This window comes from Streptomyces sp. PsTaAH-124 (assembly GCF_000373685.1).
GTDB classification, from domain to species: Bacteria; Actinomycetota; Actinomycetes; order Streptomycetales; family Streptomycetaceae; genus Streptomyces; species Streptomyces andamanensis.
In genome coordinates this window covers 110453-136575 of the sequence record NZ_KB892208.1, presented here as the reverse complement: position 1 = coordinate 136575, position 26123 = coordinate 110453, and the positions used below count along the sequence as shown (strand labels likewise).

The 26123-nt window shown below is 72.1% G+C and carries 24 protein-coding genes and 1 tRNA gene; 7 read left to right on the top strand and 18 right to left on the bottom strand.

The annotated features are described in order from the left end of the window. Positions 1-64 precede the first annotated feature (64 nt). Positions 65-1516, bottom strand: a complete 1452-nt coding sequence (locus tag B086_RS0136135; RefSeq protein ID WP_018571321.1) for a catalase — start codon at positions 1514-1516, stop codon at positions 65-67. 143 nt (positions 1517-1659) lie between these two features. On the opposite strand from B086_RS0136135, the gene B086_RS0136130 reads away from it, so the two are divergent. After that, positions 1660-2076, top strand: a complete 417-nt coding sequence (locus tag B086_RS0136130) for a Fur family transcriptional regulator (RefSeq protein WP_026253137.1) — start codon at positions 1660-1662, stop codon at positions 2074-2076. Between the two features lie 168 nt (positions 2077-2244). On the opposite strand, the gene B086_RS0136125 is transcribed toward B086_RS0136130, so the two are convergent. The 3 genes from B086_RS0136125 to B086_RS0136115 all read right to left on the bottom strand — a co-directional run bounded on the left by B086_RS0136125 (position 2245) and on the right by B086_RS0136115 (position 7518). Beyond that, a tRNA-Met gene (locus B086_RS0136125) sits at positions 2245-2318 on the bottom strand. A gap of 150 nt (positions 2319-2468) precedes the next feature. Beyond that, positions 2469-4415 carry an SEL1-like repeat protein gene (locus B086_RS0136120; protein ID WP_026253136.1) on the bottom strand — a complete coding sequence of 649 codons (1947 nt, stop codon included), beginning with the start codon at positions 4413-4415 and terminating at the stop codon, positions 2469-2471. A gap of 214 nt (positions 4416-4629) precedes the next feature. Continuing rightward, a complete protein-coding gene (locus B086_RS0136115; protein WP_018571318.1) occupies positions 4630-7518 on the bottom strand; it encodes a UPF0182 family protein in 2889 nt (962 codons plus the stop codon). 174 nt (positions 7519-7692) lie between these two features. On the opposite strand from B086_RS0136115, the gene B086_RS0136110 reads away from it, so the two are divergent. Continuing rightward, the gene (locus tag B086_RS0136110; protein WP_018571317.1) at positions 7693-8235 is read left to right on the top strand and encodes a PPA1309 family protein; all 543 of its coding nucleotides are present in this window, start codon (positions 7693-7695) and stop codon (positions 8233-8235) included. 55 nt (positions 8236-8290) lie between these two features. Here B086_RS0136110 and B086_RS0136105 read toward each other — a convergent pair whose 3' ends face one another. The 4 genes from B086_RS0136105 to B086_RS0136090 form a co-directional block, all read right to left on the bottom strand. Continuing rightward, positions 8291-9388, bottom strand: a complete 1098-nt coding sequence (locus tag B086_RS0136105; protein ID WP_018571316.1) for a PDZ domain-containing protein — start codon at positions 9386-9388, stop codon at positions 8291-8293. 58 nt (positions 9389-9446) lie between these two features. After that, positions 9447-9611, bottom strand: coding sequence for a hypothetical protein (locus B086_RS45210; RefSeq protein WP_018571315.1), 165 nt, complete (start codon positions 9609-9611; stop codon positions 9447-9449). Between the two features lie 161 nt (positions 9612-9772). Further along, complete coding sequence (locus B086_RS0136095) at positions 9773-10234, bottom strand: molybdenum cofactor biosynthesis protein MoaE (protein ID WP_018571314.1); 462 nt, start codon at positions 10232-10234, stop codon at positions 9773-9775. Positions 10235-10354: 120 nt separating this feature from the next. After that, entirely contained in the window at positions 10355-11467 is a 1113-nt protein-coding gene (locus B086_RS0136090) for an SDR family oxidoreductase (RefSeq protein WP_018571313.1), read from the bottom strand. Positions 11468-11659: 192 nt separating this feature from the next. Between B086_RS0136090 and B086_RS0136085 the strand changes: the two genes are divergently transcribed. Both B086_RS0136085 and B086_RS0136080 read left to right on the top strand, forming a co-directional pair. Continuing rightward, the gene (locus B086_RS0136085) at positions 11660-13123 is read left to right on the top strand and encodes a zinc-dependent metalloprotease (RefSeq protein WP_018571312.1); all 1464 of its coding nucleotides are present in this window, start codon (positions 11660-11662) and stop codon (positions 13121-13123) included. Continuing rightward, complete coding sequence (locus B086_RS0136080) at positions 13120-13635, top strand: NUDIX hydrolase (RefSeq protein WP_018571311.1); 516 nt, start codon at positions 13120-13122, stop codon at positions 13633-13635. The genes B086_RS0136085 and B086_RS0136080 overlap by 4 nt, the downstream gene beginning before the upstream one ends. 102 nt (positions 13636-13737) lie before the next feature. Here B086_RS0136080 and B086_RS0136075 read toward each other — a convergent pair whose 3' ends face one another. From B086_RS0136075 to B086_RS0136060, 4 genes are all read right to left on the bottom strand, one after another. After that, positions 13738-14493 carry an AIM24 family protein gene (locus B086_RS0136075; RefSeq protein WP_018571310.1) on the bottom strand — a complete coding sequence of 252 codons (756 nt, stop codon included), beginning with the start codon at positions 14491-14493 and terminating at the stop codon, positions 13738-13740. Positions 14494-14509: 16 nt separating this feature from the next. Then, entirely contained in the window at positions 14510-15190 is a 681-nt protein-coding gene (locus B086_RS0136070) for an AIM24 family protein (protein WP_018571309.1), read from the bottom strand. Between the two features lie 11 nt (positions 15191-15201). Then, entirely contained in the window at positions 15202-16989 is a 1788-nt protein-coding gene (locus B086_RS0136065) for a TerD family protein (RefSeq protein WP_018571308.1), read from the bottom strand. A 173-nt stretch (positions 16990-17162) separates the two neighbouring features. Beyond that, positions 17163-17759: a M48 family metallopeptidase gene (locus tag B086_RS0136060; protein WP_018571307.1), complete on the bottom strand. Its 597-nt coding sequence runs from the start codon at positions 17757-17759 to the stop codon at positions 17163-17165. 265 nt (positions 17760-18024) lie between these two features. Here B086_RS0136060 and B086_RS0136055 point away from each other — a divergent pair, with 265 nt between their 5' ends. Both B086_RS0136055 and B086_RS0136050 read left to right on the top strand, forming a co-directional pair. Then, positions 18025-19239: a TOMM precursor leader peptide-binding protein gene (locus B086_RS0136055; protein ID WP_018571306.1), complete on the top strand. Its 1215-nt coding sequence runs from the start codon at positions 18025-18027 to the stop codon at positions 19237-19239. Beyond that, complete coding sequence (locus B086_RS0136050; RefSeq protein WP_018571305.1) at positions 19232-20596, top strand: ABC1 kinase family protein; 1365 nt, start codon at positions 19232-19234, stop codon at positions 20594-20596. The genes B086_RS0136055 and B086_RS0136050 overlap by 8 nt, the downstream gene beginning before the upstream one ends. Positions 20597-20656: 60 nt before the next feature. Here B086_RS0136050 and B086_RS43475 read toward each other — a convergent pair whose 3' ends face one another. The 5 genes from B086_RS43475 to B086_RS0136030 form a co-directional block, all read right to left on the bottom strand. Continuing rightward, positions 20657-20866 carry a hypothetical protein gene (locus B086_RS43475; protein ID WP_037888178.1) on the bottom strand — a complete coding sequence of 70 codons (210 nt, stop codon included), beginning with the start codon at positions 20864-20866 and terminating at the stop codon, positions 20657-20659. A gap of 136 nt (positions 20867-21002) precedes the next feature. Further along, entirely contained in the window at positions 21003-21329 is a 327-nt protein-coding gene (locus tag B086_RS0136045) for a hypothetical protein (protein WP_018571304.1), read from the bottom strand. After that, positions 21326-21694: a WhiB family transcriptional regulator gene (locus B086_RS0136040; RefSeq protein ID WP_026253134.1), complete on the bottom strand. Its 369-nt coding sequence runs from the start codon at positions 21692-21694 to the stop codon at positions 21326-21328. The genes B086_RS0136045 and B086_RS0136040 overlap by 4 nt, the downstream gene beginning before the upstream one ends. 176 nt (positions 21695-21870) lie before the next feature. Then, complete coding sequence (locus B086_RS0136035; RefSeq protein WP_018571302.1) at positions 21871-22191, bottom strand: hypothetical protein; 321 nt, start codon at positions 22189-22191, stop codon at positions 21871-21873. Between the two features lie 164 nt (positions 22192-22355). Beyond that, positions 22356-24569 carry an ATP-dependent DNA helicase UvrD2 gene (locus B086_RS0136030; RefSeq protein ID WP_234029432.1) on the bottom strand — a complete coding sequence of 738 codons (2214 nt, stop codon included), beginning with the start codon at positions 24567-24569 and terminating at the stop codon, positions 22356-22358. 239 nt (positions 24570-24808) lie between these two features. On the opposite strand from B086_RS0136030, the gene B086_RS0136025 reads away from it, so the two are divergent. Then, positions 24809-25051, top strand: coding sequence for a mycoredoxin (locus tag B086_RS0136025; RefSeq protein ID WP_018571300.1), 243 nt, complete (start codon positions 24809-24811; stop codon positions 25049-25051). A gap of 117 nt (positions 25052-25168) precedes the next feature. On the opposite strand, the gene nudC is transcribed toward B086_RS0136025, so the two are convergent. Further along, positions 25169-26113 (bottom strand): NAD(+) diphosphatase, encoded by a 945-nt coding sequence (gene nudC, locus B086_RS0136020; RefSeq protein ID WP_018571299.1) that lies wholly within the window; start codon positions 26111-26113, stop codon positions 25169-25171. Positions 26114-26123 lie beyond the last annotated feature (10 nt).

Here is a 26123-nt window from a genome sequence, read left to right as displayed (position 1 = left end):
GCGGCGGGCCGGGTCCCCGAAGGAACCCGGCCCGCCCGTCCCGGCAAACGGTCCAGTGCCGGAGTCAGCCGCGCAGTGCTCGCACGGCGGCCTCCAGCCGCTTGCCGAAGTCTCCGTCGGCCTGACGGAAGTTGCCGACCGCGCGCTCGACGATGTCCTCGCGCGAGACCTGGGAGATCGCCCCGGCGAGGTTGCCGATCAGCCGGTCCTTCTCCTCGTCCGTCATCAGCCGGTAGAGGTCGCCCGCCTGGACGAAGTCGTTGTCCTCGGCGTGCGCCGGGGCCGCGTGGTCGCCGGTGGCCCCGGTGACCCCGACGGGCTGCCACAGCGGCCGGTCCGTCTGGAACGGGCCGCCGAAGCTGTTCGGCTCGTAGTTCTTCGCGCCCTTGTGCCGGCCGTCGTACAGGAAGCCGTCCCGGGCGTGGGAGCGGGCCTCGGTCGCGTGCGGGCGGTTCACCGGCAGGTGCCCGGCGTTGATGCCGACGCGGTAACGGTGGGCGTCACCGTAGGCGAACAGGCGGCCCTGGAGCATCTTGTCCGGGGACGGACCGATGCCGGGCACGAAGTTGGCCGGGGTGAAGATCGACTGCTCGACCTCGGCGAAGACGTTCTCCGGGTTGCGGTTCAGCTCCAGCTTGCCGAACTCGATCAGCGGGTAGTCCGCGTGCGGCCACACCTTGGTCAGGTCGAACGGGTTGAAGCGGTACCCCGCCGCCTCGGCCGCCGGCATGATCTGCACGGACACCGTCCAGGACGGGAACTCGCCGCGCTCGATCGCCTCGCGCAGGTCGCGCTGGTGCGAGTCGGGGTCCTTGCCCGCCAGGACGTCCGCCTCCTCGGCGGTCAGGGTCTTGATGCCCTGGTCCGTCTTGAAGTGGTACTTGACCCAGAAGGACTCGCCGGCCTCGTTGTTCCACTGGTAGGTGTGCGAGCCGAAGCCGTCCATGTGGCGGTAGGAGGCCGGGATGCCGCGGTCACCGAAGAGCCAGGTCACCTGGTGGGTGCTCTCCGGGGACAGGCTCCAGAAGTCCCAGACGTTGTCCGGCTCCTGGCTGCCCGTGTACGGGTCGCGCTTCTGGGTGTGGATGAAGTCGGGGAACTTGATGGCGTCCTTGACGAAGAACACCGGGGTGTTGTTGCCGACGAGGTCGTAGTTGCCCTCCTCGGTGTAGAACTTCAGCGCGAAGCCGCGCGGGTCGCGCACCGCGTCCGCCGCGCCCAGGTTGCCCGCCACCGTGGAGAAGCGGAGGAAGGTCTCCGTCTCCTTGCCGACCTCGGAGAGGAACGCGGCACGGGTGTACGCGGTGACATCGGCGGTGACCGTGAACGTGCCGTAGGCGCCCGCGCCCCGCGCGTGCACCACGCGCTCCGGGATGCGCTCGCGGTTGAAGTGCGCCAGCTTCTCCAGCAGGTGCTGGTCCTGGACGAGAACCGGGCCGCCGACGCCCGCGGTCTCGCTGTTCTGGTTGTCGGCTACCGGAGCACCGGCCTCCGTGGTGAGCGGCCCCTGGGTCACGTCGCCTCCTGCGGCAATTTCTGTCGTACCTGTCGCTTGGCCGAAGCCAGTCCCGATCCTACAATGGACAATGTCTAAGTCAAGTGGAGCTCCAAAGTCACACTTGTTCGGGATCTGTTCTCGCTGCTGTTAGGCTGGTGTCTATGAGTGACCTTCTGGAACGGCTGCGGGGACGCGGGTGGCGCATGACCGCGCAGCGGCGCGTCGTGGCCGAGGTCCTGGACGGCGAACACGTCCATCTGACGGCCGACGAGGTGCACGCCCGAGCGGTGACGAGGCTCCCCGAGATCTCCCGCGCGACCGTCTACAACACGCTGGGCGAGCTGGTCACACTGGGCGAGGTGCTGGAGGTCAGCACCGACAAGCGCGCCAAGCGGTACGACCCCAACGCGCACCAGCCGCACCACCACCTGGTCTGCGCCGGCTGCGGCGCGATCCGCGACGTCCACCCGAGCGGCAACCCGCTGGCCGACCTCCCGGACTCGGAGCGCTTCGGCTTCACGGTCTCGGACGTCGAGGTGACGTACCGCGGGCTCTGCCCGAACTGCGCGTCCACCTGACGCGCCCCGCACGCGGAACACGGCGAAGGGCCCGGCACCGAGAGGTGCCGGGCCCTTCGCCGCACCCGACCGGAAGCCGTCCCACCGGAAGCCCTCACCGCACCGGAACACGCACCCGAACGCACCGAGGGCCGGAACCCTGATCGGATTCCGGCCCTCGGCCTTCAGTAGCGGGGACAGGATTTGAACCTGCGACCTCTGGGTTATGAGCCCAGCGAGCTACCGAGCTGCTCCACCCCGCGTCGATGAATAGAACACTACGTGACCGGGCGGAGAAGAAGCAAATCGCCTCCCCTCGGCCCCGCCCGCACCGCCAAGCCGTGCCACCTCGCGGTCCTCCGCCGCCCCGCGGAACCGTCCGGCCGCGCGGGCCGGCGGCACCTCGCGGAGCGTCACGCCGACAGCTCCTCGCGCAGCGCGTCCCGCAGCCGCGCCGCCCGCTGGGCGACCTCGCGCGGCCCCAGCGCCACCGCCCGGTCGGCCCACCGCTGCCCCTCGGCCAGCTCGCCCCGCCGCGCGCAGACCAGCGCCAGCCGCAGCGCCGCGCGCCCGTGCCCGGCCTCCGCGGCCCGGGTCCACCACAGGACCGCCTCGGGCTCGCTGCCCTCGCGGGCCAGCAGCAGACCGAGGTTGAACGCGCCGTTGCGGGACCCGGCCTCCGCGGCCTCGCGATACCAGCGCGCCGCCTCGACGACGTCGCCGCGCGCCGCGGCCAGCATGCCCACCCGCACCTGGGCCCGGCGGTGCCCCTGGGAGGCCGCCCGCTCGTACCACTCCTCGCACTCGGTCTTCTCGTGGACCGCCGGTTCCCCCAGTTCGTGCGCGGGCGGCGGGGGGCGGCGCGCGTCGAGGACGCTCGCCAGCCGGTAGGCGCCCTCCGCGCTGCCGCCGCCGGCCGCGCAGCGCAGATGCCGCTCGGCCGCCCGCTCGTCGCCCGCGCGCAGCCGGGCCATGCCCACCTGGAGGGCCGCCTCGCTGTGCCCGGCCGCCGCCGCCTGCTCGTACCAGCGCAGGGCGTCCCGCTCCAGGCCGCGCCCGGCGTAGAGGATGCCCAGGTTGAAGGCGGCGTCCACGCTGCCCGCCTCGGCCGCCTTGGAGAACCACGGCTCAGCACCGGCCGTGTCCCCGCCCTGGAGCAGCAGGACCGCCAGCGCGTTCGCGGCCTCGCGGTGGCCCGCGTAGGCCGCGCTGCGGTACCACTGCTCGGCCTGCGGGGTGCGGCCCTGCTCGGCGCAGAGCAGGGCCAGGTTGTAGGCGCCGTTGACGTCCCCGGCGTTCATCGCCGCGCGGTACCAGCGCTCGGCGGTCTGCGTCTCGCCGCGCTCGGCGTGCAGCGCGCCCAGCGCGTTGGCCGCGTTGCCGTCGCCGTCCTGCGCGGCCCGCAGCCACCACACGGCCGCGCTCTCGGTGTCCCCGGCGTCGCGCAGCAGGAACCCGAGGGCGCAGGCGGCGCGCGCCTCGCCGTCCTTGGCGGACGTCAGGTACCAGCGGCCGGCCTCCTTCAGCTCGCCCCGCTTCTCCAGGATCGCCCCGAGGTGCAGCGCGGCACGGCGGTGGCCGCGGGCCGCGGCCTGCCGGTACCACTGCTCGGCCGCCGCGGACGGAGCGGCACCGTCCGCCGCCGGGTCCGGCGCGGCCCGCCGGTCCACCGCCCTGGCCAGGCGGTACGCCGCCTCCCGGTGCCCGCGCTCGGCGGCCACCCGCATCCAGCGCTCGGCGTCCGTGTCGGCGCGGTGCTCCAGCAGGTCGGCGAGGGCGTAGGCGCCCAGGACATGGCCCTGTTCGGCGGACTGGCGCAGCCAGTACTCGGCGGCGGGCTCGTCGCCGCGCTCGCGGTGGTGGCGGCCGAGCGCGTGCGCGGCCGGGGCCGACCCGGCGACGGCGGCGATACGCCACCAGCCGGCCGCCTCCTCGGGGTAGCCGCGCTGCTGGAGGAGGACGCCCAGGTTGTTGGCCGCGGCCCGGTCACCGGCCGCGGTGGCGGCCCGCAGATGGGGTTCGGCGCCGTCCAGGTCGCCCCGGCGCAGCAGCATGGCCCCGAGGACGCTCATCGCCTCGGTGTCGCCGGACTCGGCGGCGAGCCGGCGGCGCGCCAGCTCGGCGACCTCCTCGGCGGCGGCCCCGGTCTCGTCCGCCGCGGTCTCCCGCGCCGCCGTGCCGTCCCCGGTTCCGTCCTCGGTCCCGTCCGTGCCCGTCACCTCCGTACCGGGCGCGCGGGTGCCGGTCCGGTACGGGTCCACGCTCCCGGACTCCTCGGGCCCCTGGGTCGGCCCGGGGTCGGAAGTCTGCACAAATCGCCCTGTCTCGAACAGAGTTACCTTGTCCCCCATAACGTCCATCGTCGCACCACCCGCAACCCGGGTACACCTGGTATACCGCAGCCAGTGAGGTCACTTCAGCGTTTTGTCGACATGCCCACAGAGAGACAAGTCAAACACAGATCGCCCAACTCCCCACGGCGGCACGGCGGTCGTGGGCCACGCGACGTGAGTCCGCGCAGCGCGAAGGCCCGGATCCGTCCAGGGACCCGGGCCTCCGACTCGTTCGGGAAATTCAGCTCCCGTTCTTGCCGTTGCCCTGCTTGCGGGCCGCCTCCTGCGCGTCCTCGGCCTGCTGGAGCGCCTTCTGGAGGTCCTTCTGCGCCTTGCCGTAGGCCTCCCAGTCGGACGGCTTCTTGTTCAGCGCCGTCTGGCCCTCGTCGAAGGCCTTCTGGGCCGCCTCCAGGGCCTTCTGGACCGTCGGGTTGCCTGCGGCCGGCGGTGTGGTGCCGGTGCCCTTGTCCGGCGGGTTCGCTGCCCCGCCGGCCCCGAAGACCTTGTCCAGCGCCTGGTCGAGGGTGTCCTCGAACGCGGTGGCCCCGCCGTAGGTCACCAGGACCTTGCGCATCAGCGGGTACTTGAGCTGACCGCCGCGCACATAGACCGGTTCGACATAGAGGAATCCGCCGTCGAGCGGGATGGTCAGCAGATTGCCGTACTCGATCTCCGAGTCACCGCCTCTGATGAGTTTCACGAACTCGGCGATGTTCTGCGAGGAGTTGGAGTTGAACTGGCTCTGCACCTGTTTGGGGCCGCCGACCGTCGTGCTCTTCGGTTTCAGGATTCTGATCTTGCCGTAGTCGGGCGTGCCCGCCTGCGAGTCGACCGCCATGAACGCGCTCAGGTTGTCCCGGCCGCTCGGGGTGAACGTCGTGGTGAGCGAGAACGCCTGGGAGTCCTGGCCGGGCATCTTCATCGTCAGGTAGTACGGCGGCACCGCGTTGCCCGACTTGTTGGTCGGGTCGTCGGGCACCTGCCACACCTCGCTGCTGCTGAGGAAGGTCTGCGCGTCCTGGACGTGGTACCGGGTGAGCAGCTCGCGCTGCACCTTGAACAGGTCCTGCGGGTAGCGGAGATGGTCCATCAGCATCGGGGAGATGGCCGACTTGGGCTGCACCGTGCCCGGGAACGCCTTCATCCAGGTCTTCAGGACCGGGTCCTCGGTGTCCCACTGGTACAGCTTGACCTCGCCGGTGTAGGCGTCGACGGTCGCCTTCACCGAGTTGCGGATGTAGTTGACCTGGTTCTGCTGGGCCACCACCGCGCGCTGGTTGTTGTTGTACGTCAGCGAGTCGGCCGTGGTGTCGCCCAGCGTCGTGCGCGAGGCGTACGGATAGCCGTTGGTCGTCGTGTACGCGTCGACGATCCACTGGATCCTGTTGTTCACCACCGCCGGATACGCGTCGCCGTCGATGGTCAGCCAGGGCGCCACCGCCTCGACGCGCTCCTTGGGCGTGCGGTTGTACAGGATCCGCGAACCGTCCCCGATGGCGCCGGAGTACAGGATCTGCGGCTCGCCGAACGCCAGCGCGTACGCGGCCCGGTTGACCGGGCTGGACAGGCTGACCCCGCTCTTGCCCTGGTAGCTGGTGGTCGTCTCGCCGTCGTTGTTCGAGTAGTCGATCTCCTTCTGGGGACCGCCGACGATCGAGTACGTGGTGGTCTTCTCGCCGTAGTAGACGCGCTGCTCGTACGAGCCGAGTTCGCCGGTGGCGGGCAGGTTCTTCTCGGTGAAGACCGGCTCGCCGTTGCTGGCCTCGGTGCCCTTGGCGGCGACGACGCCGTAGCCGTGGGTGTACCGGAAGTGGCTGTTGATCCAGTTCTTCTTGATGCCGTCGAAGTTCAGCTCGCGCAGACCGACGACCGTGTCCTGGACCTTGCCGTCCTTGGTGGGATACCGGTCGACGTCCAGATTGTTCGGGAACGCGTAGAAACCGCGGATCTGCTGGATCTGCTGGAACGTGGGCGAGACGATGTTCGGGTCGAGGATGCGCACACTCGCCGTCTTGTCCACCTGGCCGCGCAGCGTCGACTTGTCCTCGGTGCTGCTCGTGCCGTCGTAGTCCGAGACGTCGGTGTGATCGATGCCGTACGCCTCACGCGTCGCCTTGATGTTCTTGGCGACGTACGGCGCTTCCTTGGCCTGCTCGTTGGGCTGGACCTGGAACTTCTGGACGATCGCCGGGTACAGGCCGCCGATGAGGACGGCCGAGAGCACCATCAGACCGAAGCCGATCACCGGGAGCTGCCAGGTGCGCCGCCACAGCGTGGCGAAGAACAGCAGCGCGCAGATCACCGCGATGCAGAACAGGATCGTCTTGGCCGGCAGATAGGCGTTGGCGTCGACGTAGCGCAGACCCGTCCAGTTGTCGGTGGCCTTGAAGTCGCTGGACTTGACGGCCAGCCCGTACCGGTCGAGCCAGTACGCGACCGCCTTCAGCGCGACGAACACGCCGAGCAGCACCGACAGGTGCCCGGTGGCCGCGGCCGTGGCCCGCGCACCGGGGCTGGTGATCCGCAGCCCGCCGTACAGATAGTGGGTCAGCACCGCGGCGATCAGGGACAGGATCGTGGCGGCGAAGCCGAAGCCCAGCAGGAAGCGGTACCAGGGCAGGTCGAACGTGTAGAAGGAGATGTCGAGGTGGAACTGCGGGTCCGTCCGGTGGAACGGCACGCCGTTGACCCACAGCAGCCAGGTGCGCCACTGGCCCGCGGCGGAGGCCCCCGCGATCAGCCCCACCACGGCGGTGATCCCGCACAGCAGCCACTTCTTGTACGGCGCGATGCCCATCCGGTAGCGGTCGAGGTTCTGCTGCTCCATCGACATGGCGCTCAGCGGGGGCCGCAGCCGGTGCGCCAGCCAGACGTTGAACCCGACGGCCGCCGCCATCAGCAGGCCGAACACCAGGAACAGCCCGATCTTGGTCCACAGCGTCGTGGTGAACACGGACGAATAGTGCACCGACCGGTACCACAGCCAGTCCGTCCAGAAGCCCGCGAACATCGTGAACGCGATGCCGAGAGCGGCAAGGACGCCCAGGACGATCAGCAGGGTCCGGGCTCGCCGGGACGGGCGGCCGACTCTGATCCGCGGCCCGGACGGGCCTCCGCCGCGGTCCGGCATCTGGAAAGCCAAGGTGCGCACCTCGAAGTTCGCTGGTGGTTCGCTGTCGTTGCGTCTGGCCCCCGTGTCCGCGGACCGTACGGAGCGCCCGCGGTCACGGGCGCCCACCTATGCAACTTACTCACCGTTTATTCGGTTCCCGATTCCGGCCGGGAACGAGGCAGGATTGTGACCATGTCCAACACTCCCATGGCAGCGAACCCCCTCACCCGGGCCGTCCTCGAGATCGACGAGTACGCCTCCGGACTCGGCTGGGACCAGCCCGCTCGCCTCTTCGCCCTCGTCGACACCGCGCGGCTGCGGTCCGAGGAACCCGCCCTCGCCGCGCAGCTCGGTCTCCAGGACGAGCAGGAGACCTCCGGTCTCACCCCGATCGAGCAGGAGGAGGTCCCCGCGGACCGGCCGCTCGACGAGTTCCTCGCCACCATCGCCTGGCCGGGCGCGGTGGCCGGCTGCGCGCTCACCGTGGAGCGCCTGATGCTGCCGCCGTCCGCCGAGGCGCAGGTCCCGCAGGGCCTCGACGAGGCGAAGCTCGCCCGGTGGGTGGCCGCCCACCCCGAGCGCCAGGAGGTCCGTATGACGGTCGCGGTGCTGCGCGACGGCGCGCGCGAGTCGGCGCTGCGCCTGCGGGAGAAGGACTCCGCCACGGACGTCCTCACCGGCTCGGAGCTGGTCCCCGGTCTGGCGGAGGCGCTGGCGGCCACGTTCGAGGAGTGAGTGCCTGACGGGCCGCTCCCCGGGGGAGCGGCCCTTGGGGCCGGGGGCGGTCCGCTCAGCCCTTGGCCGAGCAGGTCGGCAGATCGGCGGTCTTCCCGGAGCGGATGTCCTTGAGCGCGCCGAGGGCGTCACTGATGGTGCCGACCTTGACCAGGGTCAGCCCGGAGGGGGTGTCCGCGGCCGCCGCCGCGCAGTTGTCGGCGGGCGTCAGGAAGTACTGGGCGCCCTTGTCGCGCGCGCCGATGGTCTTCAGCTCGATGCCGCCGATCGGGCCCACCTTGCCGTCGTCGTCGATCGTCCCGGTCCCGGCCACGAACTTCCCGCCGGTGAGGCTGCCCGGGGTGAGCTTGTCGTAGATGCCGAGGGCGAACATCAGACCCGCGCTGGGGCCGCCGACGTCCGCGAGCTTGATGTCGATCGTGAACGGGAAGGTGTGGTCGGTCCCCGGCGAGATGCCGACGACGGCCCGCTGGGCGCCCCCGTCGTGGGACCGCGCGGTCGTGATCGTCACGTCCTTGGTGGCCGTCGCCGTCCTGTGCGCCTTCTCGGCGGCGGCCTGGTCCTTGGCGGGCACGATGGTGAAGACGGTCTTCTCGCCCGGCTTGTGCTTGGTGACCAGCCCCGCCACGTCGGAGGGCTGCTTGACGGGGGTGCCGTCCACCGCCTTGATGACGTCACCGGCGTGCAGCCTGCCCTGCGCCGGGCTGTCCTTGACCACGGTGGCCACGATCACCCAGCTCTGCACCGGGATGCCGAGCTTCTTCAGGGCGGCGACCTTGGCGCTCTCCTGGGACTGGCTGAACTCCTCGGCGTTCTCCTGGGTCGACTGCTCCTCCGTCTTGCCGTCCGGGTAGAGCGTGTCGTGCGGGACGATCCTGTTGTCGTGGGCCAGCCAGCCGTAGACGGCCTCCACGAGGTTCATCCGGTAATCCGGGCTGGTGACCCGCACGGTCGTCATGTTGAGATGGCCGTCCGTCGGGTACGTCTTGTGCCCGTCGATCTGAAGCACCGGCTCGCCGTCGTGGTCGCTGAGGGTGTTGACCGTCGGTCCCGGGGACATCTCCGAGTACGGCACCTGGAGGAACACTCCCGCGCACAGGAGCGCGATCAGCATCAGGGTGGAGGCGAGCATCGTCGCGGTGCGGCGTGGCATGACACGACAGTACGGGACCGGGCTGTCGGCGCACCGTCAGGGCCGCCGCGGGGTCCGGTCAGGTGCCGGAGGTGGACCGCTCCATGGCCTCGCGGAACCGGGCGTAGCCGTCCAGTTCGGGCCCGTCGCTGCGGATTCTGCGGGTCCGGTTCGCCCAGCTCCCCCACAGCCCGGCGACTATCCCCGCCACCACCGGTATCAGCAACCAGGCGAGTGCTCCCACGCCGACCTCCCTACCCCGATCGACCGATCCCGACCGACTGATCAGCAGATTAACCATCCGCACTGACAACGCTCGGGCCAGGGGGCCGGTTACGCAACCGGGGGCCGGGCGCGGGAGCGACTCCGGACCGGGGTGCGGGTCCTCGGGGCGGCGCTCCGGGTTCAGCAGGCGCCGACCCACTCCTCGGTGCCGTCGGAGAACCGCTGGTGCTTCCAGATCGGCACCTCGTGCTTGAGGTCGTCGATCAGCTTCCGGCAGGCGGCGAACGCCTCGGCGCGGTGCGGGCACGACACGCCGACGACCACGGCGAGGTCCCCGATCCCCAGATCGCCCACCCGGTGCACGGCTGCCAGGGCCCGCACCGGATACTCGGCCACCACCTTCTCGGCGACGCGCCGGATCTCCTCCTCGGCGCTGGGGTGGCAGGAGTACCCCAGGCCGTCGACGTCGGCGCCCCCGTCGTGGTTGCGCACGGTCCCCACGAACAGCGCCGTCCCCCCGGCCGCCGCGTCGCCGAGCGCCCGGAAGACCTCGTCCAGGGAGAGCGCGGTGTCCCGGACGCCGATGAGCTTGATGGGGTCGTCGGCGGTGTGCTCGCCGGGGTGATCGGTGGTGGGTGCCATGCTCTCCATCGTGCCGCACGCGCGCGAGGACGCGGAATAGCGTGATCGCCCGGCACGCGCGCGTGGAGGTTGGAGCCTCCTACGACCGGCCGACGGCCCGCCCGGCCGGGCGCGGGCCGCTCAGATGCGGCGGCGGGCCTTGCGTGCCCGCCGCACCACCGCCGCGGCGCCCAGCAGCGCGACCGTCGCGCCCGCGGCACCGGCCGCCGTCGCGTCCTTGCGCCCGAGCCGCCGCCCGGCCACCGTGTGCCGCCCGGCGACCTCCTCCAGCAGCTCCGCGAGGACCTCCTCGTTGGTCCACTTCGGCCGCCATCCGGCGTCGTGCAGCCGGCTGCCGCTCACCACCCAGGGGTACATCGTGTACGCCAGGTCACCGGCCGGGGACGGGGTGAGCCCGATCCGGTGCAGCCGGGCCGCCGCGCCCAGCGCGACCGCCGACGGCAGCTCCATGCGCCGGATCCCGCTCAGCTCCTCGACCTCCTCCTGCTCCAGCCAGCCGTCGCAGCCCACGGCCAGCTCGCCGTCGGCCTTCTCCAGCACGGCGTACTCCAGCGCGCTGCACAGGTCCTCGACATGGCAGAACTGCCAGGCCGGCCGGGACCCGGCCACCACCAGCAGCCGCGGCGACTCGAAGTACCTGGTCAGCGCGGTGTCGGTGCCGCCGACCAGGACGGCCGGGCGCATCACGGTCACATTGAGGCCGGGGTGCGCGCGGGGAGCGCGCCGGGCCAGCCGCTCGATCTCCAGCAGGTCGCCGACACCGGTGGCCTCGGCGGTCGCGCGCAGCTCGGCGTCCTCGGACAGCGGCAGCTCGTTCTCCGGCAGCGCCCCGTAGACCATCGCGGAGGTGCACAGCACCACCCGGTGCACCCCGGCCGCCGCCGCGGCCGTCAGCACCGTCTGCGTGCCCCGGACGTTGTAGGCGCTGCGGGCGGCGGGGTCGCTCTCCAGATCGAGGTCGAGCGCCAGGTGCACCACGACGTCGGCGCCGCGCAGCCGCTCCGCGATGGCGGGGTCGCGCACGTCCAGGACGTGCCACTGCGCCTGGGCACACTCCCCGCGCCGTTCGTCGATGGCGATGACCTGCCGGACCTCGGCGGATGCGGCCAGCCGCTCGGTGAGCAGGGCGCCGACACCGCCCGCGGCTCCGGTGACCGCGACGACGGGCCCGCGCGCGGCGGGCGTGTTTTCATGGTTTCGCGCTGCGCGAACCTGTGGATCTGGGGAACTCACCGGGCGTCTCCAGCGGTTGTCTTCCATACGGGCGCGAATGACGCGTACGTACCAGGTGGCATCCATCCTGCCGCAGGCGTTCTGTCGGCGAAGCACCGAGGCCCGAACCGCTCGCGGTGTCTAGGCTGGGTGGTGTTGTCGGGCAGCCGCGCCGCCGGAGAGAACCGGTGGCCTTACCAGCCGAGGAACCCCGTGAGTGACACCCCATTCGGATTCGGCCTTCCGCCGGAGGAGCCGGACGACGGCGACGAGGGCAAGAAGAAGGACCAGGAGAGCGGTGGTGGGCAGGGACCGGCCAACCCGTTCGGTTTCGGGTCGCCCGGAGCCGGAGGCTTTGGCGGGCCCGGCGCCGACAATCCGCTCGCGGCGATGTTCGGGTCGCTGAACCCCACCGACCTGGGCGCCGCCTTCCAGCAGCTCGGCCAGATGCTCTCCTACGAGGGCGGCCCGGTGAACTGGGACATGGCCAAGCAGATCGCCCGCCAGACGGTCGCCCAGGGCACGTCGGACGGCACCAACGACGCCAGCGTCGGCCCCGCCGAGCGCACCGCCGTCCAGGAGGCCGTCCGCCTGGCCGACCTGTGGCTGGACGACGCCACCTCCCTGCCCTCCGGTGCCGCCTCCACCGTGGCCTGGTCCCGCGCGGAGTGGGTCGAGGCGACCCTCCCGGCGTGGCAGGAGCTGGTCGACCCGGTCGCCGAGCGCGTCGGCAACGCCATGGGCGATGTGCTGCCCGAGGAGATGCAGGCCATGGCCGGCCCGCTGATCGGCATGATGCGCTCCATGGGCGGCGCCATGTTCGGTACGCAGATCGGGCAGGCCGTGGGCGTGCTGGCCGGCGAGGTCGTCGGCTCGACCGACATCGGTCTGCCGCTCGCCCCGGCCGGCAAGGCCGCGCTGCTCCCGGTGAACGTCGAGAAGTTCGGCAAGGACCTCGGCGTGCCCCAGGAGGAGGTGCGCCTGTACCTGGCGCTGCGCGAGGCCGCCCACCAGCGCCTGTTCGCGCACGTCCCGTGGCTGCGCTCGCACCTGTTCGGCGCGGTCGACGGGTACGCGCGCGGGATCAAGGTCGACACCGCCAAGCTGGAGGACGTGGTCGGCCAGTTCGACCCGCAGAACCCGGAGCAGTTGCAGGACGCCCTCCAGCAGGGCATGTTCCAGCCGGAGGACACGCCGGAGCAGAAGGCCGCCCTGGCGCGGCTGGAGACCGCTCTGGCGCTCGTGGAGGGCTGGGTGGACGCGGTGGTGCACGCCGCCGCCAAGCCCCGTCTGTCGTCCGCGGACGCGCTGCGCGAGACGCTGCGCCGCCGCCGCGCCTCGGGCGGCCCCGCCGAACAGACGTTCGCCACGCTGATCGGTCTCGAACTGCGTCCGCGACGCCTGCGCGACGCCTCCCGCCTGTGGGCCTCGCTCACGGACGCGCGCGGGGTCGAGGGCCGGGACGCCCTGTGGGCCCACCCGGACATGCTCCCGACCGCCGCCGACCTGGACGACCCGGACGGCTTCGTGCACCGCGAGCAGCTGGACTTCTCCGAGCTGGACAAGATGCTCGGCGAGGCGGCGAGCGGCAAGCCCGACCTGCACAAGAAGGACCCGGGCGAGGGCAGGGCCCCCGAGGACGGCGCCGGCGACGGCAAGGACGACGGCACCGAGTGAGCCTCTTCGACGACACGGTCCTCGTACTGAAGGGCTACGAGGACCAGACGGAGCTGCGCCAGGTCTACCTGGACCATCTGGCCGCCCACCCGGACGGCCTCTGGAAGGCGTGCGGGGACGGGCACATCACGGCGAGCGCGCTGGTGGTCGACCCGGAGCACGGCCGGGTGCTGCTGACCCTGCACAAGAAGCTGCGCATGTGGCTCCAGATGGGCGGCCACTGCGAGCCGGAGGACGCCACCCTGGCACAGGCGGCTCTGCGGGAGGGGGCCGAGGAGTCGGGCATCCCGGGGCTCTCCCTGCTGCCCGGCGGCCCGGTCCGCCTGGACCGGCACCTCACCCCGTGCGCCTGGCACCTCGACGTGCAGTACGCCGCGATCGCCCCGCCCGGGGCCGTCGAGGCGATCAGCGACGAATCGCTGGACCTGCGCTGGTTCGCCTACGACGAGGTGGGCGGCGTCGCGGACGACTCGGTCGTCCGGCTGCTGGAGGCCACGCGCGCCCGGCTCTGAGGCGGAGACAGAGGTAAGGGGCGACCACCAGGGTGGTCGCCCCTTACCTCTGCTCACTCTTCTGTCCGACGCTCGGGCTTCTGTCCGACGCTCGGGCCGGGCTCAGCTCCAGGCGTTGCCCTGGTTCTGCCCCCGGGCGCCCTGCTGCCCCATGCCGAACTGCGCGGCGAGGCCCTGCCCGATCGCCGCGTTCTGCGGCGGCAGCAGCTCACTGGGCTGGACGAGCGCGTAGCCGCTGCCCATGAAGCTCAGCTCCCAGCCCTCGCCGGTGTTGCCGCGGCGCCGCCACACCCCCGAGGAGTGCGTCTGGGCCTGCATCTGCACGCGCAGCCCGGTGGACCAGGCGACGATCGCGTCGGCGTCGCAGTTGACGTACTTGTCGGGCGTCACCTGCATCATCAGCGGCGCCCCGGAGGTCATCAGGGCCACCTTGCCGTGTCCGGTGATGTTCAGCTGGTACTTCCCGGAGCCGGAGATGCCGTACATGCTGTCGACGGCGATCACCTCGTGGTGCAGCGAGGAGTCCATCGCCAGGACATAGCTGCTGTCGACGGTGAGGCCGTCCTGCTCGATGTCCATGATGTGCACGTACTGGCCGAGATTGGCCAGGTAGACGGTGCCCTGCCCGTGGCAGCGCATCAGGTCGAGGCCCTCGCCCGTGTAGGCACGCGCGTGCCCCTGGTTGCTGCTCTGGTACTCGGCGTCGAACTCGACCATGCCCTGGTAGGCGACCATCGTGCCCTTGCGGGCGAGGATGTCGTCGTGGCCCTCCATGACGACGCGCAGCATCTGCTTGTTCTGGAGGCCCCAGCGGTCCTGGGTCTGGACGTCGTTGAAGGCGAAAAGCGGGCTCTGCATTGTCCTTCTCTCCCCCTCAGCCCCGGACCCGGAGGCGGTCCGTGCTGTCCTCGCTGGGCTGTACGACGACGATGCCCTGCCCGGAGAACGCCATCTGGTACGCCTCACCGCTGCCCCGTCCGATCAGGGACTGCGCCTTGAAGCTGCGCTTGCCCTTCACCTTGAGGTTCGGCGACCAGGCGACCAGGGCGTCCGGGTCGACGTAGGTCTCGTTCTCCCCGCCGCCGCAGTCGACGACGATCGGCTTGCCCCGGGAGGTGAGCGCGACCCAGCCCTGCCCGGAGATCTTGGTGTTCCACAGGCCCTGTCCGGCGAACTTCGCCAGCCCCTTGACCCGCTCGACGCCCCACTGGAGGTGCGCGTCGAAGGCGAGCAGGTTGGTGGCGTTGACGGAGATCGCGTCGCCGCCCAGGTTGATGACGACGACGTCGGCGCCGTAGTCGGCGAGGTAGAGCAGACCGTCACCGGTGCACTTCATCAGGGGCGCGCCCTCGCCGGTGATCCAGTCACGGGCGATCTGGCGCACGGCCGGCGGGTTGGGCTCGTACTGCACGAACCCCTCGTAGGCGACCATCGAGCCCACGCGCGCGAAGAGGTCGTTGCCGGTCTGCATGGCGACCTTCAGCATGTGGCTGCCGTGGTTCTCCATGCGGGCGGTGACGGGTGCGGGGGCGTAGCCCGCGAGCGGCTGGTTCATGACGGGCTCCCTCAGACCTCGTAGGGCTGGACGACGACGAAGTTGCCGGGCGCGGCCCGGAACTGGAGGTTGACGCCCTCCCCGGTGTGGCCCGAGTAGGCGTTGCGGTGCATGCGCACCTGGCTGGAGACGATCACCTGCGCGGCGGCGGACCAGGCGACGACGGCGTTGGAGTCGACGAACGTCGTCGGGGTGACCGGCAGGACGACCGGCGTGCCGTGCGTCTTGACGACCACGGTGCCGGTGCCCTGGAACTGCATGGTGAACAGGGCACCGCCGGGGATGCCGTGCCCTTCGATGCGGCGGACCTCGTACTGGAGGCTCTCGTCGAAGGCGAGGACGTTCTCCGCGGAGACGCAGATCGCGTCGCCCTGGAGCTCGACCGGGTGCAGATGGGCGGAGTTCTCGGCGAGGAACACCTGTCCCTGGCCGGTGCAGCGCATGAGCTGCATCTCCTGGCCGGTGGCGTTGCCGACGATACGGCCCGCGAAGCCCGCGCCCTTGTAGCTGAAGTCGACCTTGCCCTGGTAGAGGACCATACTGCCCTGCCGGGCCAGGACGGGCTGGCCGCCCGTGCCGAGGTCGGCGCGGATCAGCTTGCCGTTCTGGAGGGTCCAGCGCTGGCCGGTGGGCGTCTCCTTGAACTGCTGGAGCGCGGCGGCCACCCCGGCGCCCTGCGGAGCCTGCGCGGCGGCCTGCGGTGCGCCGTAGGGCGTGGGCTGGCCGGGCACCTGCCCGAACGGCGGCTGCTGTCCGTAGGGGGGCTGCTGCCCGTAGCCGGGCGGCAGCGGGGGCTGGCCGTATCCGGGCGGCGCGACCGGCGCGTGGGCGGCCGGGGGCCGGCCGTAGCCCGGAACCTGCTGGCCGTACGGCGGCTGCTGGCCGGGGTGCCCGTACGGCGCGGGGGCCGGGGCCGGCGGCGGGACAGTGCCTCCGGGCGGGGCCATGGGCGCGATGATGGTCGGCGCGGCGTGCACCGAGGGGGCGGGCGCCGGAGCCGGGGGGCCGGGGGGCGGCGGGGTCGAGCCCGGGGGCGGCGCGAAGCCCTGGGCGGCGGGCTGCGGCACGGGGGCCGGAGCGGGCGCGGGGGCCGGAGCGGGCGCCGGTGCGGCGGCTGCGGGCGCCGGTGCGGGAGCCGCGGGTGCCGGTGCCGCGCCGGGGGCTCCGAAGGCGGGCGGGGCGGCGGACTGGGCGGGCGGGGCGAAGCCCGGGACCGCGCCCGGCTGCGCCTGCTGCGGAGCCGGTGCCGGTGCCGGAGCGGGTGCCTCCTCCTCCAGCACCTCACCGCCGAAGTTCTTCAGCAGCGCTTCCAGGCCGCCGTCGAACCCCTGTCCGACCGCGGCGAACCGCCAGACGTCCTTGAGGTAGATGTCGCCCAGCATCACGGCCCGCTCGGTGGAGAACTCGGCGCCGGTGAAGGAGTACCGGCCCACCTCCTCGCCGCCCGCGACGATGCGCAGGTAACCGGGGGCCACCTGCGACATCTGCCCGGCGCCGTCGAGGGTCGCCGTGAAGGACAGCTTCTGGATCCCCGGCGGGATCCGGTCGAGCGTGACCCTGAAGGACTCCGTGTCACCGGCCTGCGCGCCCAGCAGCTGGATGGCCTCCTCCGGGGACTTCGGCTGGTTGAAGAAGACGAAGTACCGGTCGTCCGAGAGCCTCTCCTCGGCGTCGAGGCCGAAGCAGCTGATGTCGAAGGTCAGTCCGGGGCCGGAGATCTGTACGCCCACGTACAGATCCGTGCCCGCGGTCAGGTCACTGATCCTGGCCTTGTGGCCGCGTTGGAATTCCCTGGGCATACGTAACGACCGTCCCCCATCCCGAGTGCGAGTGCGTCGCGCCAGGCTAACGGCAAACTCCGACACCCGACCAAGCCGGTACAGACCCGGTACACAATCCCCGCCCGGCCGTGGCGCACGGTGCCGCGCCCCCCGGAGGGGTCACCTGCCGCGCGCCCGGCGGGGGCGGCCGGTCACTCGTCGCGGTCGCCCGGCGGGTGCGGCAGGCGGGCGGCCGCGGCGACCCCTTCGAGGTAGCCGCGCGCCCGCTCGGTGCGCGGATAGGCGTCCAGGAGCCGCCAGAAGTCGGGGCCGTGGCCCGGCACCAGCAGATGGGCCAGCTCGTGCAGCAGCACGTAGTCGACGACGTACTCGGGCATCCCCTGGAGGCGGTGCGAGAGCCGGATGCTGCCCTCCGCCGGGGTGCACGAGCCCCAGCGCGTGTTCTGGTTGGTGACCCAGCGGACCGAGACAGGCCGGGCCCGGCCGTCGTAGTACTGCGCCGAGAGCCGCTCGGCGCGCTCGGCCAACTCGGTGTCGCCGAGCGAGCGGCGGCTCTCCTGGGCTGCCAGCTTGTCGAGCATGACGTTCACCCAGCGCCGCTCCTCCGCCTCGGACATCCGGGCGGGGATGAGCACGACGGTGCGGTCGCCCTCGCGGTACGCGGAGACGGTCCGGCGGCGGCGGGCGCTCCTGCGGACCTCGATCGGACTCGCCGCCGAGCCGCTCGGCGGCGGGCTCGTCTTGCTGCGCTGCGGCGCTCCGGCACGGTGCAGTGGGTCGGCGGACACGCCCCGACGTTACCGGGTGCGCACGGCGGAAGTCCCGGGTCCGGGACGGTTCCGCGTCGATCCCCCACCGACGGTCCGATTCGTATGACGAATACCCCCTGCCTGTGGACAACTTTCCGCACCGCCCGGCCGGACCGGGCATGCTGGCACTCGTCGGCGGAGCACCGACCGGCTCCACCGGCCCGCCCGCTTTCTCCTCTCTCGTCGCACTCATCTCTCTCGTCGCACTCGTTCACCTTTGTCCATCCGGCTACGGGGGCCGCTCATGCATCCGATGGTGAAACCCGCGCTGCGGCGCGGCTGGCGTGATCTCAACACTGTGCAGTTCGGGATGTCACCCGCGCACGCGCTGACCCTGGGGCCGGTCGACACCGCCACGGGCAGCTTCCTCGAACTGCTCAACGGCACCCGGGGGCTGCCGCTGCTGCGCGAGGAGGCCCACCGCATGGACCTGCCCGAGGGGCACGTCGACCTCCTCGTGCGGCGGCTGGCCCGCGCGGGCCTGCTGGACGACGCCCGGGGCGGCGGCGCGGCGGCCGCGGAGCTGCGGGCGAAGCAGGAGGTCATGGACCGGCTGGCACCCGACCTCGCCGCGCTGTCCGTGGTGGCCCGTGAGCCGGACGGGGCGATCGAGCGGCTGGCCGCCCGGCGCGGTATGCGGGTGCGGGTGCGCGGTGCCGGCCGGGTGGGCGCCGCGCTGGCCGCGCTGCTGTCCGGCGCGGGGGTCGGCGAGGTCGAGGTGCTGGACGGAGGATGCGTGGAGCCGTGGGACGTGGCCCCGGGCGGGCTGCCCGCCGAGGCCGTCGGCGAGCGCCGGGACGCCGCCGCCCGCCGCGCCGTGCGCCGCGCCGCCCCCGGCCGTCCGGAACGCCGCACCGCCGGGACGCCGTCCGGGGCGGACGAGGCCGGGCACGCGCTGGTCGTCATCGCCCCGCGCGACGACGTCGCCGTGCACGCGCCCGACCCGGCCGTGGCGGCTCCCCTGATCGCGTCGGGCACTCCCCATCTGTACGCCGGGATCGTGGAGGCCACGGGAGTCGTGGGCCCGCTGGTCCTGCCCGGACAGACCGGCTGCGCCGAGTGCCTGCACCACGGGCGCACCGACCGGGACGAGACCTGGCCGCGCCTGGTGGCGCAGTGGCGGTCCGGGCGGCAGCGCCGGGTGCGCCCCTGCGACCTGGCCCTCGCCACCACGGTGGCCGGGCTGGCGGCGGCCCACGCGCTCGCCTTCCTGGACGGGGAGACACCCTCCAGCACCGGTGCCCGCTGGGAGGTGTCCGCGCCCGCGCTGAACTGGCACGGGCGCCCGGTGTGGCCGCATCCGGACTGTCCGTGCGGGGCGGCGCGGAAATCCGTGGTGGAAGACACCTCAAAGGAGGGCGGCGCACGCGCGACAATGGCTGAGCAACGGCCGTCGTCCGCACCTCGCCGTCAGGCGGAAGCGACGCGGCCTGCTGGGACTTGGAGGGCGCATGTCTGATCTTCCCCGGAAGGCGGTCACCCGGACCGCCAAGCTCGCCGCGCTCCCGCTCGGTTTCGCCGGGAGGGCGACCTGGGGACTCGGCAAACGGATCGTCGGCGAGTCCGCCGAGATCGTCGGCCGGGAGCTCCAGCAGCGCACCGCCGATCAGCTGTTCAAGGTGCTCGGGGAGCTGAAGGGCGGGGCGATGAAGTTCGGGCAGGCCCTGTCCGTCTTCGAGTCCGCCCTGCCCGAGGAGGTCGCGGGTCCCTACCGGGCGGCGCTGACCAAGCTCCAGGAAGCCGCCCCGCCGATGCCGACGCGCACCGTGCACGCGGTGCTGGAGGAGCGACTCGGCGCGGACTGGCGTGCGCTGTTCGAGGAGTTCGAGGACAAACCGGCCGCTGCGGCGTCCATCGGGCAGGTGCACCGGGCGGTGTGGCACGACGGCCGCGAGGTGGCGGTGAAGGTGCAGTACCCGGGCGCGGGCGAGGCCCTCCTGTCCGACCTGGGCCAGCTGAGCAGGTTCGCCCGGCTGCTGGGACCGCTGATCCCCGGCATGGACATCAAGCCCCTGATCACCGAACTGCGCGACCGCGTCTCCGAGGAACTGGACTACGGCCTGGAGGCCCAGGCCCAGCAGGCGCACGCGGAGGAGTTCGCGCAGGATCCCGACGTCCTGGTCCCCGCGGTGATCCACCAGTGCGAGCAGGTCCTGGTCACCGAGTGGATCGACGGTGTCCCGCTGGCCGAGGTGATCGCGGACGGCACCCAGGAGCAGCGCGACCGCGCCGGGCAGTTGCTCGCCCGCTTCCTGTTCTCCGGCCCGGCCCGCACCGGCCTGCTGCACGCCGACCCGCATCCGGGCAACTTCCGCCTGCTTCCCGGCGGCCCGGACGGCGCGGAGGACTGGCGGCTCGGCGTCCTGGACTTCGGCACCGTCGACCGGCTGCCCGGCGGCCTGCCGGAGCCGATCGGCGCCTCCCTGCGGATGACCCTGGACGGCGAGGCCGAGGCCGTCTACGACATGCTGCGCGCGGAGGGCTTCGTCAAGGAGACGGTCGATCTGGATCCGGACGCCGTGCTGGACTATCTGCTGCCGATCATCGAGCCGGCCCAGGCGGACGAGTTCACCTTCACCCGCGGCTGGATGCGCAGCCAGGCGGCCCGTGTCGCCGACATCCGCTCGCCCGCCTACCAGTTGGGCAAGCGGCTCAATCTGCCCCCGTCCTACCTGCTGATCCACCGAGTGACGCTCAGCACGATCGGTGTGCTGTGCCAGCTGGGCGCCACCGTGCGGCTGCGGGACGAGCTGGAGGAGTGGCTGCCGGGCTTCGTCACCGCGATGGAGGACGAGGAGGCCGCCGCCGAGGTGTGACCGGTCAGGTCCCGGCGGGCCCGGGTCAGGTCCGCGCGGGAGGGCGGCCGGTGTCCGCGGTCACCATCGGGCGGAGTCGAGCCGTCCCTCGATCGACCTGAGGTGTGCGCGGGAGCAGGCATCGCAGAAGTAGCGGCGGACACCGTCCTCGACGGAGCAGGTCCAGGTGGGAGGCGGTTCGTCCGCCGGGGTGCCGCAGTGCGCACAGCTCACGGACGGGCGCGGTGCGTGCTCGCCGCCGTGGTCGAGGTCTCCGGGAGGACGCGTCACCCGGCGACGATACCTCCGGTCCGGCAGAGCGCGGGGACAACGCACCGCGGGGGCCGGTCCGTACGGACGGACCGGCCCCCGCGGGCATCAAGCTCACCTCCCGGCCGGGAGGTCACCGCCGAGCGGTGTGGGCGGATCAGTGCATGACCGCCATGGCGAGCGCGCGACGGGCACGCCGTGAGGCGCGCTCGGCACGGCGCTGCATCCGGCGGGCGGCCACCACGCGCAGGGCGTGGCGCTCGCGGTCCGCCTCGTGCAGCCGCTCCTGCATATGCGCACGAGCCATGGCTTCTGGGATGAGTTGCATCTCGCGGGTCCTGTTCTGACGCGAGTCGTTCGCGCCGGTGGTGGTGACGTCTTCGGTGGCGGAGCCTGCGGGCTCGCTGGGGACGGACGGCTTCATCGGGGCCTGCTTCTGGGGGTCGTGCGTGAGGGGGCGATCGATCGTTCCTGGGATGTTCATGCCGCAACCGGGTTCTTGCGCGGACGGCCACGGGGCCGCTTCCGGGCGACGACAACGCCCTGGACGAACAGCTCTCCACCCCAGACACCCCAGGGCTCGCGCCGCTCCTTGGCGCCCGCGAGGCAGGCTTCCATCAGCGGGCAGGTGCGGCACAGGGACTTGGCGTACTCCACGTCCGCCGGCGACTCGGCGAAGAAGACCTCCGGGTCGTAGGAGCGGCAGGGGACGGGCACGCCGAGGTTCTCGATGGCGTCGTCGAGCGCGGTGAGCGCGGTGAGGGGGATCAAGGCGGGGTCCTCCGTGAGACCAGGCTTGGGGATCGTGTCGGAAGGCGGTACGGACGGGGCGTGCGCTTCGAGTTGCACGGTTGGTGTTTCCTCGTCTGGTCGGTCCGGCCGGGTCGGCCGGGTGTCGGCTGGGTACCGGGTTCTTTTCTTGTCCCGAGGCCCCTTCGGTCCGTCGTCCCCGTTCGGGGAAAACAGAAGGGCCGCGGATCCCGGGTGGGGTTCCGCGGCCCTGAAGGCGCCGGCCTGATCGACGATCAGGCTGGATCACTCCAGGGTTCTGGCCCACGGAAGGCCCACATCTGGTGGTGGTGCGTCGTCTGCTTCCGGATACCGGCACCGGCCGCCGTAAAGGCATAGGCGCGGGCCTGTGCCACTACTGCTTCCAGTGCCTCGGTCGGTCGCTCATTGCCCTCGCGGACAGGGAGACCCGCGAGAGACAGGGAGGACGCCGGACGCGCGGCGCGAACGCCGGACACACCGGTGCCCTGGTCCGAGACGCCGAGCATGCACAGGGAAGCGACCGAGCGATCGGTCATTTTGGCGGTGCTGAAGAAGCTGCTCTTGATGCTGATCACTGGACTCGCCTCCTCTCGGCGTCTGGGGGACTGGGGTGAACCAGCCCGTACGGATATGCAAGTACAACACGGAATCAGGGCCTCAGGAAGGCCGCTGTCCCCGTGACCAAGAACCTATGGGGATTGCCGGGGCATGCGCAAACTATTTTTCCGACGAGTTCGTATCAGTTGTCGATCTCTTCGTCCGTGGGCTCCTGGCCTGCGCAGATGGCGAGAACATCGGCCCCGTGGCGGCGCAGCTTGCGCGTCCCCACACCGGGGATGCGCGCCAGCTCGCGCGCGTCCTCGGGCGCCGTCTCGGCGATCGCCATCAGCGTCCGGTCGGTGAAGACGCAGAAGGCGGGCTGCCCGCTGAGCCGCGCCTGCTCCTCCCGCCACTCGCGCAGCCGCTCGTACAGGCCCTCGTCCATGTCGGAGGGGCAGTCGTCGCAGCGCATCAGCTTCATCTCGCCGGCGTCGGTGAGGGTGCGGCCGCAGACCCGGCAGCGGGCCGGGACGCGCTGGGTGCGCCGGGGGACGGCGCCCGCCGCACGGGCCGCTCCCGCGGCCGGGGCGGTCCCGCGCTCGATCCCCCCGACGGCGCCCGCGGCGCCCTGCCCGGTCGCGCCGGCCGTGCCCGGACGCAGTCCGTCCAGGAAGCGGCTCGGGCGGCGGTTGGGGCGGCCGCCGGGAGTGCGGGTCAGCGACCAGGAGACGAACAGCCGCGCACGGGCGCGGGTGACGCCCACGTAGAGCAGGCGGCGCTCCTCCTCGATCTGCTCGTCGGTCCTGGCGTAGGTGATCGGCATCATGCCTTCGGCGACGCCGACCAGGAAGACGACGTCCCACTCCAGGCCCTTGGCCGAGTGCAGGGAGGCCAGGGTGACGCCCTCTACGGTGGGGGCGTGCTGGGCGTTGGCGCGCTCGTCCAGCTCGGCCACCAGGTCGCTCAGGGTGGCGCCGGGGCGGGCCGCGGCGAAGTCCCGCGCGAGGTTCACCAGCGCGGCCAGCGACTCCCAGCTCTCCCTGACGGCGCCCGAACCCGCCGGGGGCTGCGGGGTCCAGCCCTCCCCGGACAGCACGGCCCGCACCTGCGAGGGCAGGTCGACGGTGTCGTCGAGGAGCGCGTCGTTGCCGCCGAAGCGGGCGGCGGCCCGCAGGGCGATACCGGCCTTGCGGACCTCGGGGCGGTCGAAGAAGCGCTCGGCGCCGCGCAGCTGGTAGGGCACCCCGGCGTCCGCGAGGGCCTGCTCATAGGTCTCCGACTGGGCGTTCGTACGGAAGAGGATCGCGATCCCGCTCGCCGGGACGCCGGAGGCGATGAGGTCACGGATGCGGCGGGCCGCGCCCTCGGCCTCGGCGGGCTCGTCCGCGTACGCGGTGTACTCCGGCTCGGGGCCCGCGGGGCGCTGTGAGACCAGTTCCAGCCGGTGGTCGGCGGCGCGGCCCCGGGCCAGGGCGAGCAGTCCGTTGGCGAGGTGGACCACCTGAGGGGTGGAGCGGTAGTCGCGGACCAGCTTGACGACGGTGGCGCCGGGGTGGCGGGCACGGAAGTCGAGCAGGTGGTCGGGGGTTGCTCCCGTGAACGAATAAATCGTCTGGCTGGCGTCGCCGACGACGCACAGGCTGTCCCGCTCCCCCAGCCACAGCTCCAGCAGTCGCTGCTGGAGCGGGCTGACGTCCTGGTACTCGTCCACCACGAAGTGCTGGTACTGGGCGCGGATCTGTTCGGCGACGTCACGCCGGTCCTGGAGGATGGCGACGGTGAGCAGCAGGACGTCCTCGAAGTCGATGACCGAGCGGTCGCGCTTGAGGTCCTCGTAGACCGAGTACAGCTGGGCGAGCTCGGCGGCGTCGCGCGGGATGTCGCGGCCAGCCTTCGCGGCTGCGAGGGCGTAGTCGGCCGGGACGGTCTGGGTGACCTTGGCCCATTCGATCTCCGCGGCGGCGTCGCGCAGCTCGCCCCGGTCCAGCCGGACACGGCAGGCGGCGGCCGCGTCCGCGACGAGCTGGATCTTGCGGTCGACGAGGCGGGGCATGCTGCCGCCGACCGCTTTCGGCCAGAAGTACTGCAACTGCCGCAGGGCGGCGGAGTGGAAGGTGCGGGCCTGGACGCCCTGGGCGCCGAGCTGGCGCAGTCGGCCACGCATCTCGCCCGCGGCGCGGTTGGTGAAGGTGACGGCGAGCACGGTCGAGGGCTGGAGGATACCGGCGCGCACCCCATAGGCGATCCGGTGGGTGATCGCCCGGGTCTTTCCGGTGCCGGCGCCCGCCAGTACGCACACCGGACCGTGCAGCGCGGTGGCCACCTCGCGCTGCTCGGGGTCGAGCCCTTCGAGCACCGCGTCGGCAGAGTCCGGTACCTGCGGGAAGAGGGTGGAGTGCGTTGCTGCTGTCACACCGCCATGCTGCCAGGTCGCGGGAGACAGGTGAGCCGGTTGTCCACAGGCAGCCCCTCGCGGTCGTACTGATACGACCGGTGTCACGCCTGCGACCGGTGTCACGCTGATGCGACCCATGTCACGCCGAAGCGCTGTGCGCCCCGCCCCGATACCCCCGGTGGGAATGCCCGGTGTGCGACGCGCGTTCCCCCACTGCGACGATGACGTCCCCGACCCGCCGAAGGAGCACAAGAGACATGCCGGGCACTGTGACGATGTACAGCACCACGTGGTGCGGCTACTGCCGCCGCCTGAAGGGCCAGATGGACCGCGAAGGCATCGCGTACACCGAGATCAACATCGAGCATGACCCGGAGTCCGCGGCCTTCGTCGAGAAGGCGAACGGCGGCAACCAGACGGTGCCGACCGTGCTCTTCCAGGACGGCTCGACGCTGACGAACCCGTCGCTGGCGCAGGTCAAGCAGAAGATCGGCGTCTGAGCCCGGTCGTTGTCCCCGCGTCCGCCGGACGTGGAGCCGGACCGCGTCGGAAGGCGGCCCCCGAGTTCGCCGGGGGCCGCCTTCTCCTGTTTCCCGCGGTGCTCGCGGTGCTCGCGGTCAGACGACACTCCTGGTCGGCAAGGGCTTGCCGTACCAGAGTTCGATGAGGCGGGCCGCGATGGAGATGCCGTAGGGCGGCAGGACCTCGCCGGACTCGAAGGCCGTGCGCAGCTCCTCGCGGGAGAACCAGCGGGCCTCGTGGATCTCCTCGCCGTCGACGTCGATCTCGGTCGAGGTGGCATGGGCCATGAAGCCCAGCATGAGGCTGGAGGGGAAGGGCCACGGCTGGCTGGCGACGTACTCGACCTGGCCGACGGCGACGCCGACCTCCTCGTGGACCTCGCGGCGCACCGACTGCTCGATGGACTCGCCGGGCTCGACGAACCCGGCGAGCGTCGAGAAGCGGCCCTCGGGCCAGTGCACCTGGCGGCCGAGGAGGATGCGGTCCTCGTCGTCGGTGACCGCCATGATCACCGCCGGGTCGGTGCGCGGGTAGTGCTCGGCGCCGCAGGCCGGGCAGCGGCGGATGTGGCCGGCCGCGGCGATCACGGTGCGCTCCCCGCAGCGGGAGCAGAAGCGGTGCAGCCGCTGCCAGTTCTCCAGGGCCACGGCGTGCACCAGCAGGCCCGCGTCCCGGGGTGACAGCAGCAGGCCGGCCTCGCGCAGGCCCGCCGGGCGCGCGGACTGGTCCATGCGGCCGGGCAGCGAGTCCTTCTGGAGGGCGAAGTAGCTGACGCCGTCCTCGTCGGTGCCGAGGAAGTAGCGGTGCGCCTCGGTGAGGGGGGCCTCGAAGGACGGGGTCATCACCAGCTCGGTGCGGCCGTCGGGCGTCTCGTCGATCAGTGCCTGACCGCCGGAGACCACGAAGCAGCGGGTCGTGGGGTGGCTCCACGCCGCGGCGAGCCATGCCTCGTCGAGCCGGTGGTGGGCGGCCCGGTCGATGCCGCTGGGCGCGGTGAGCGAGACGGGTCGGTCTGCGGTGTGGTCGGTCCAGGTGGTCACGGGTGCTTCC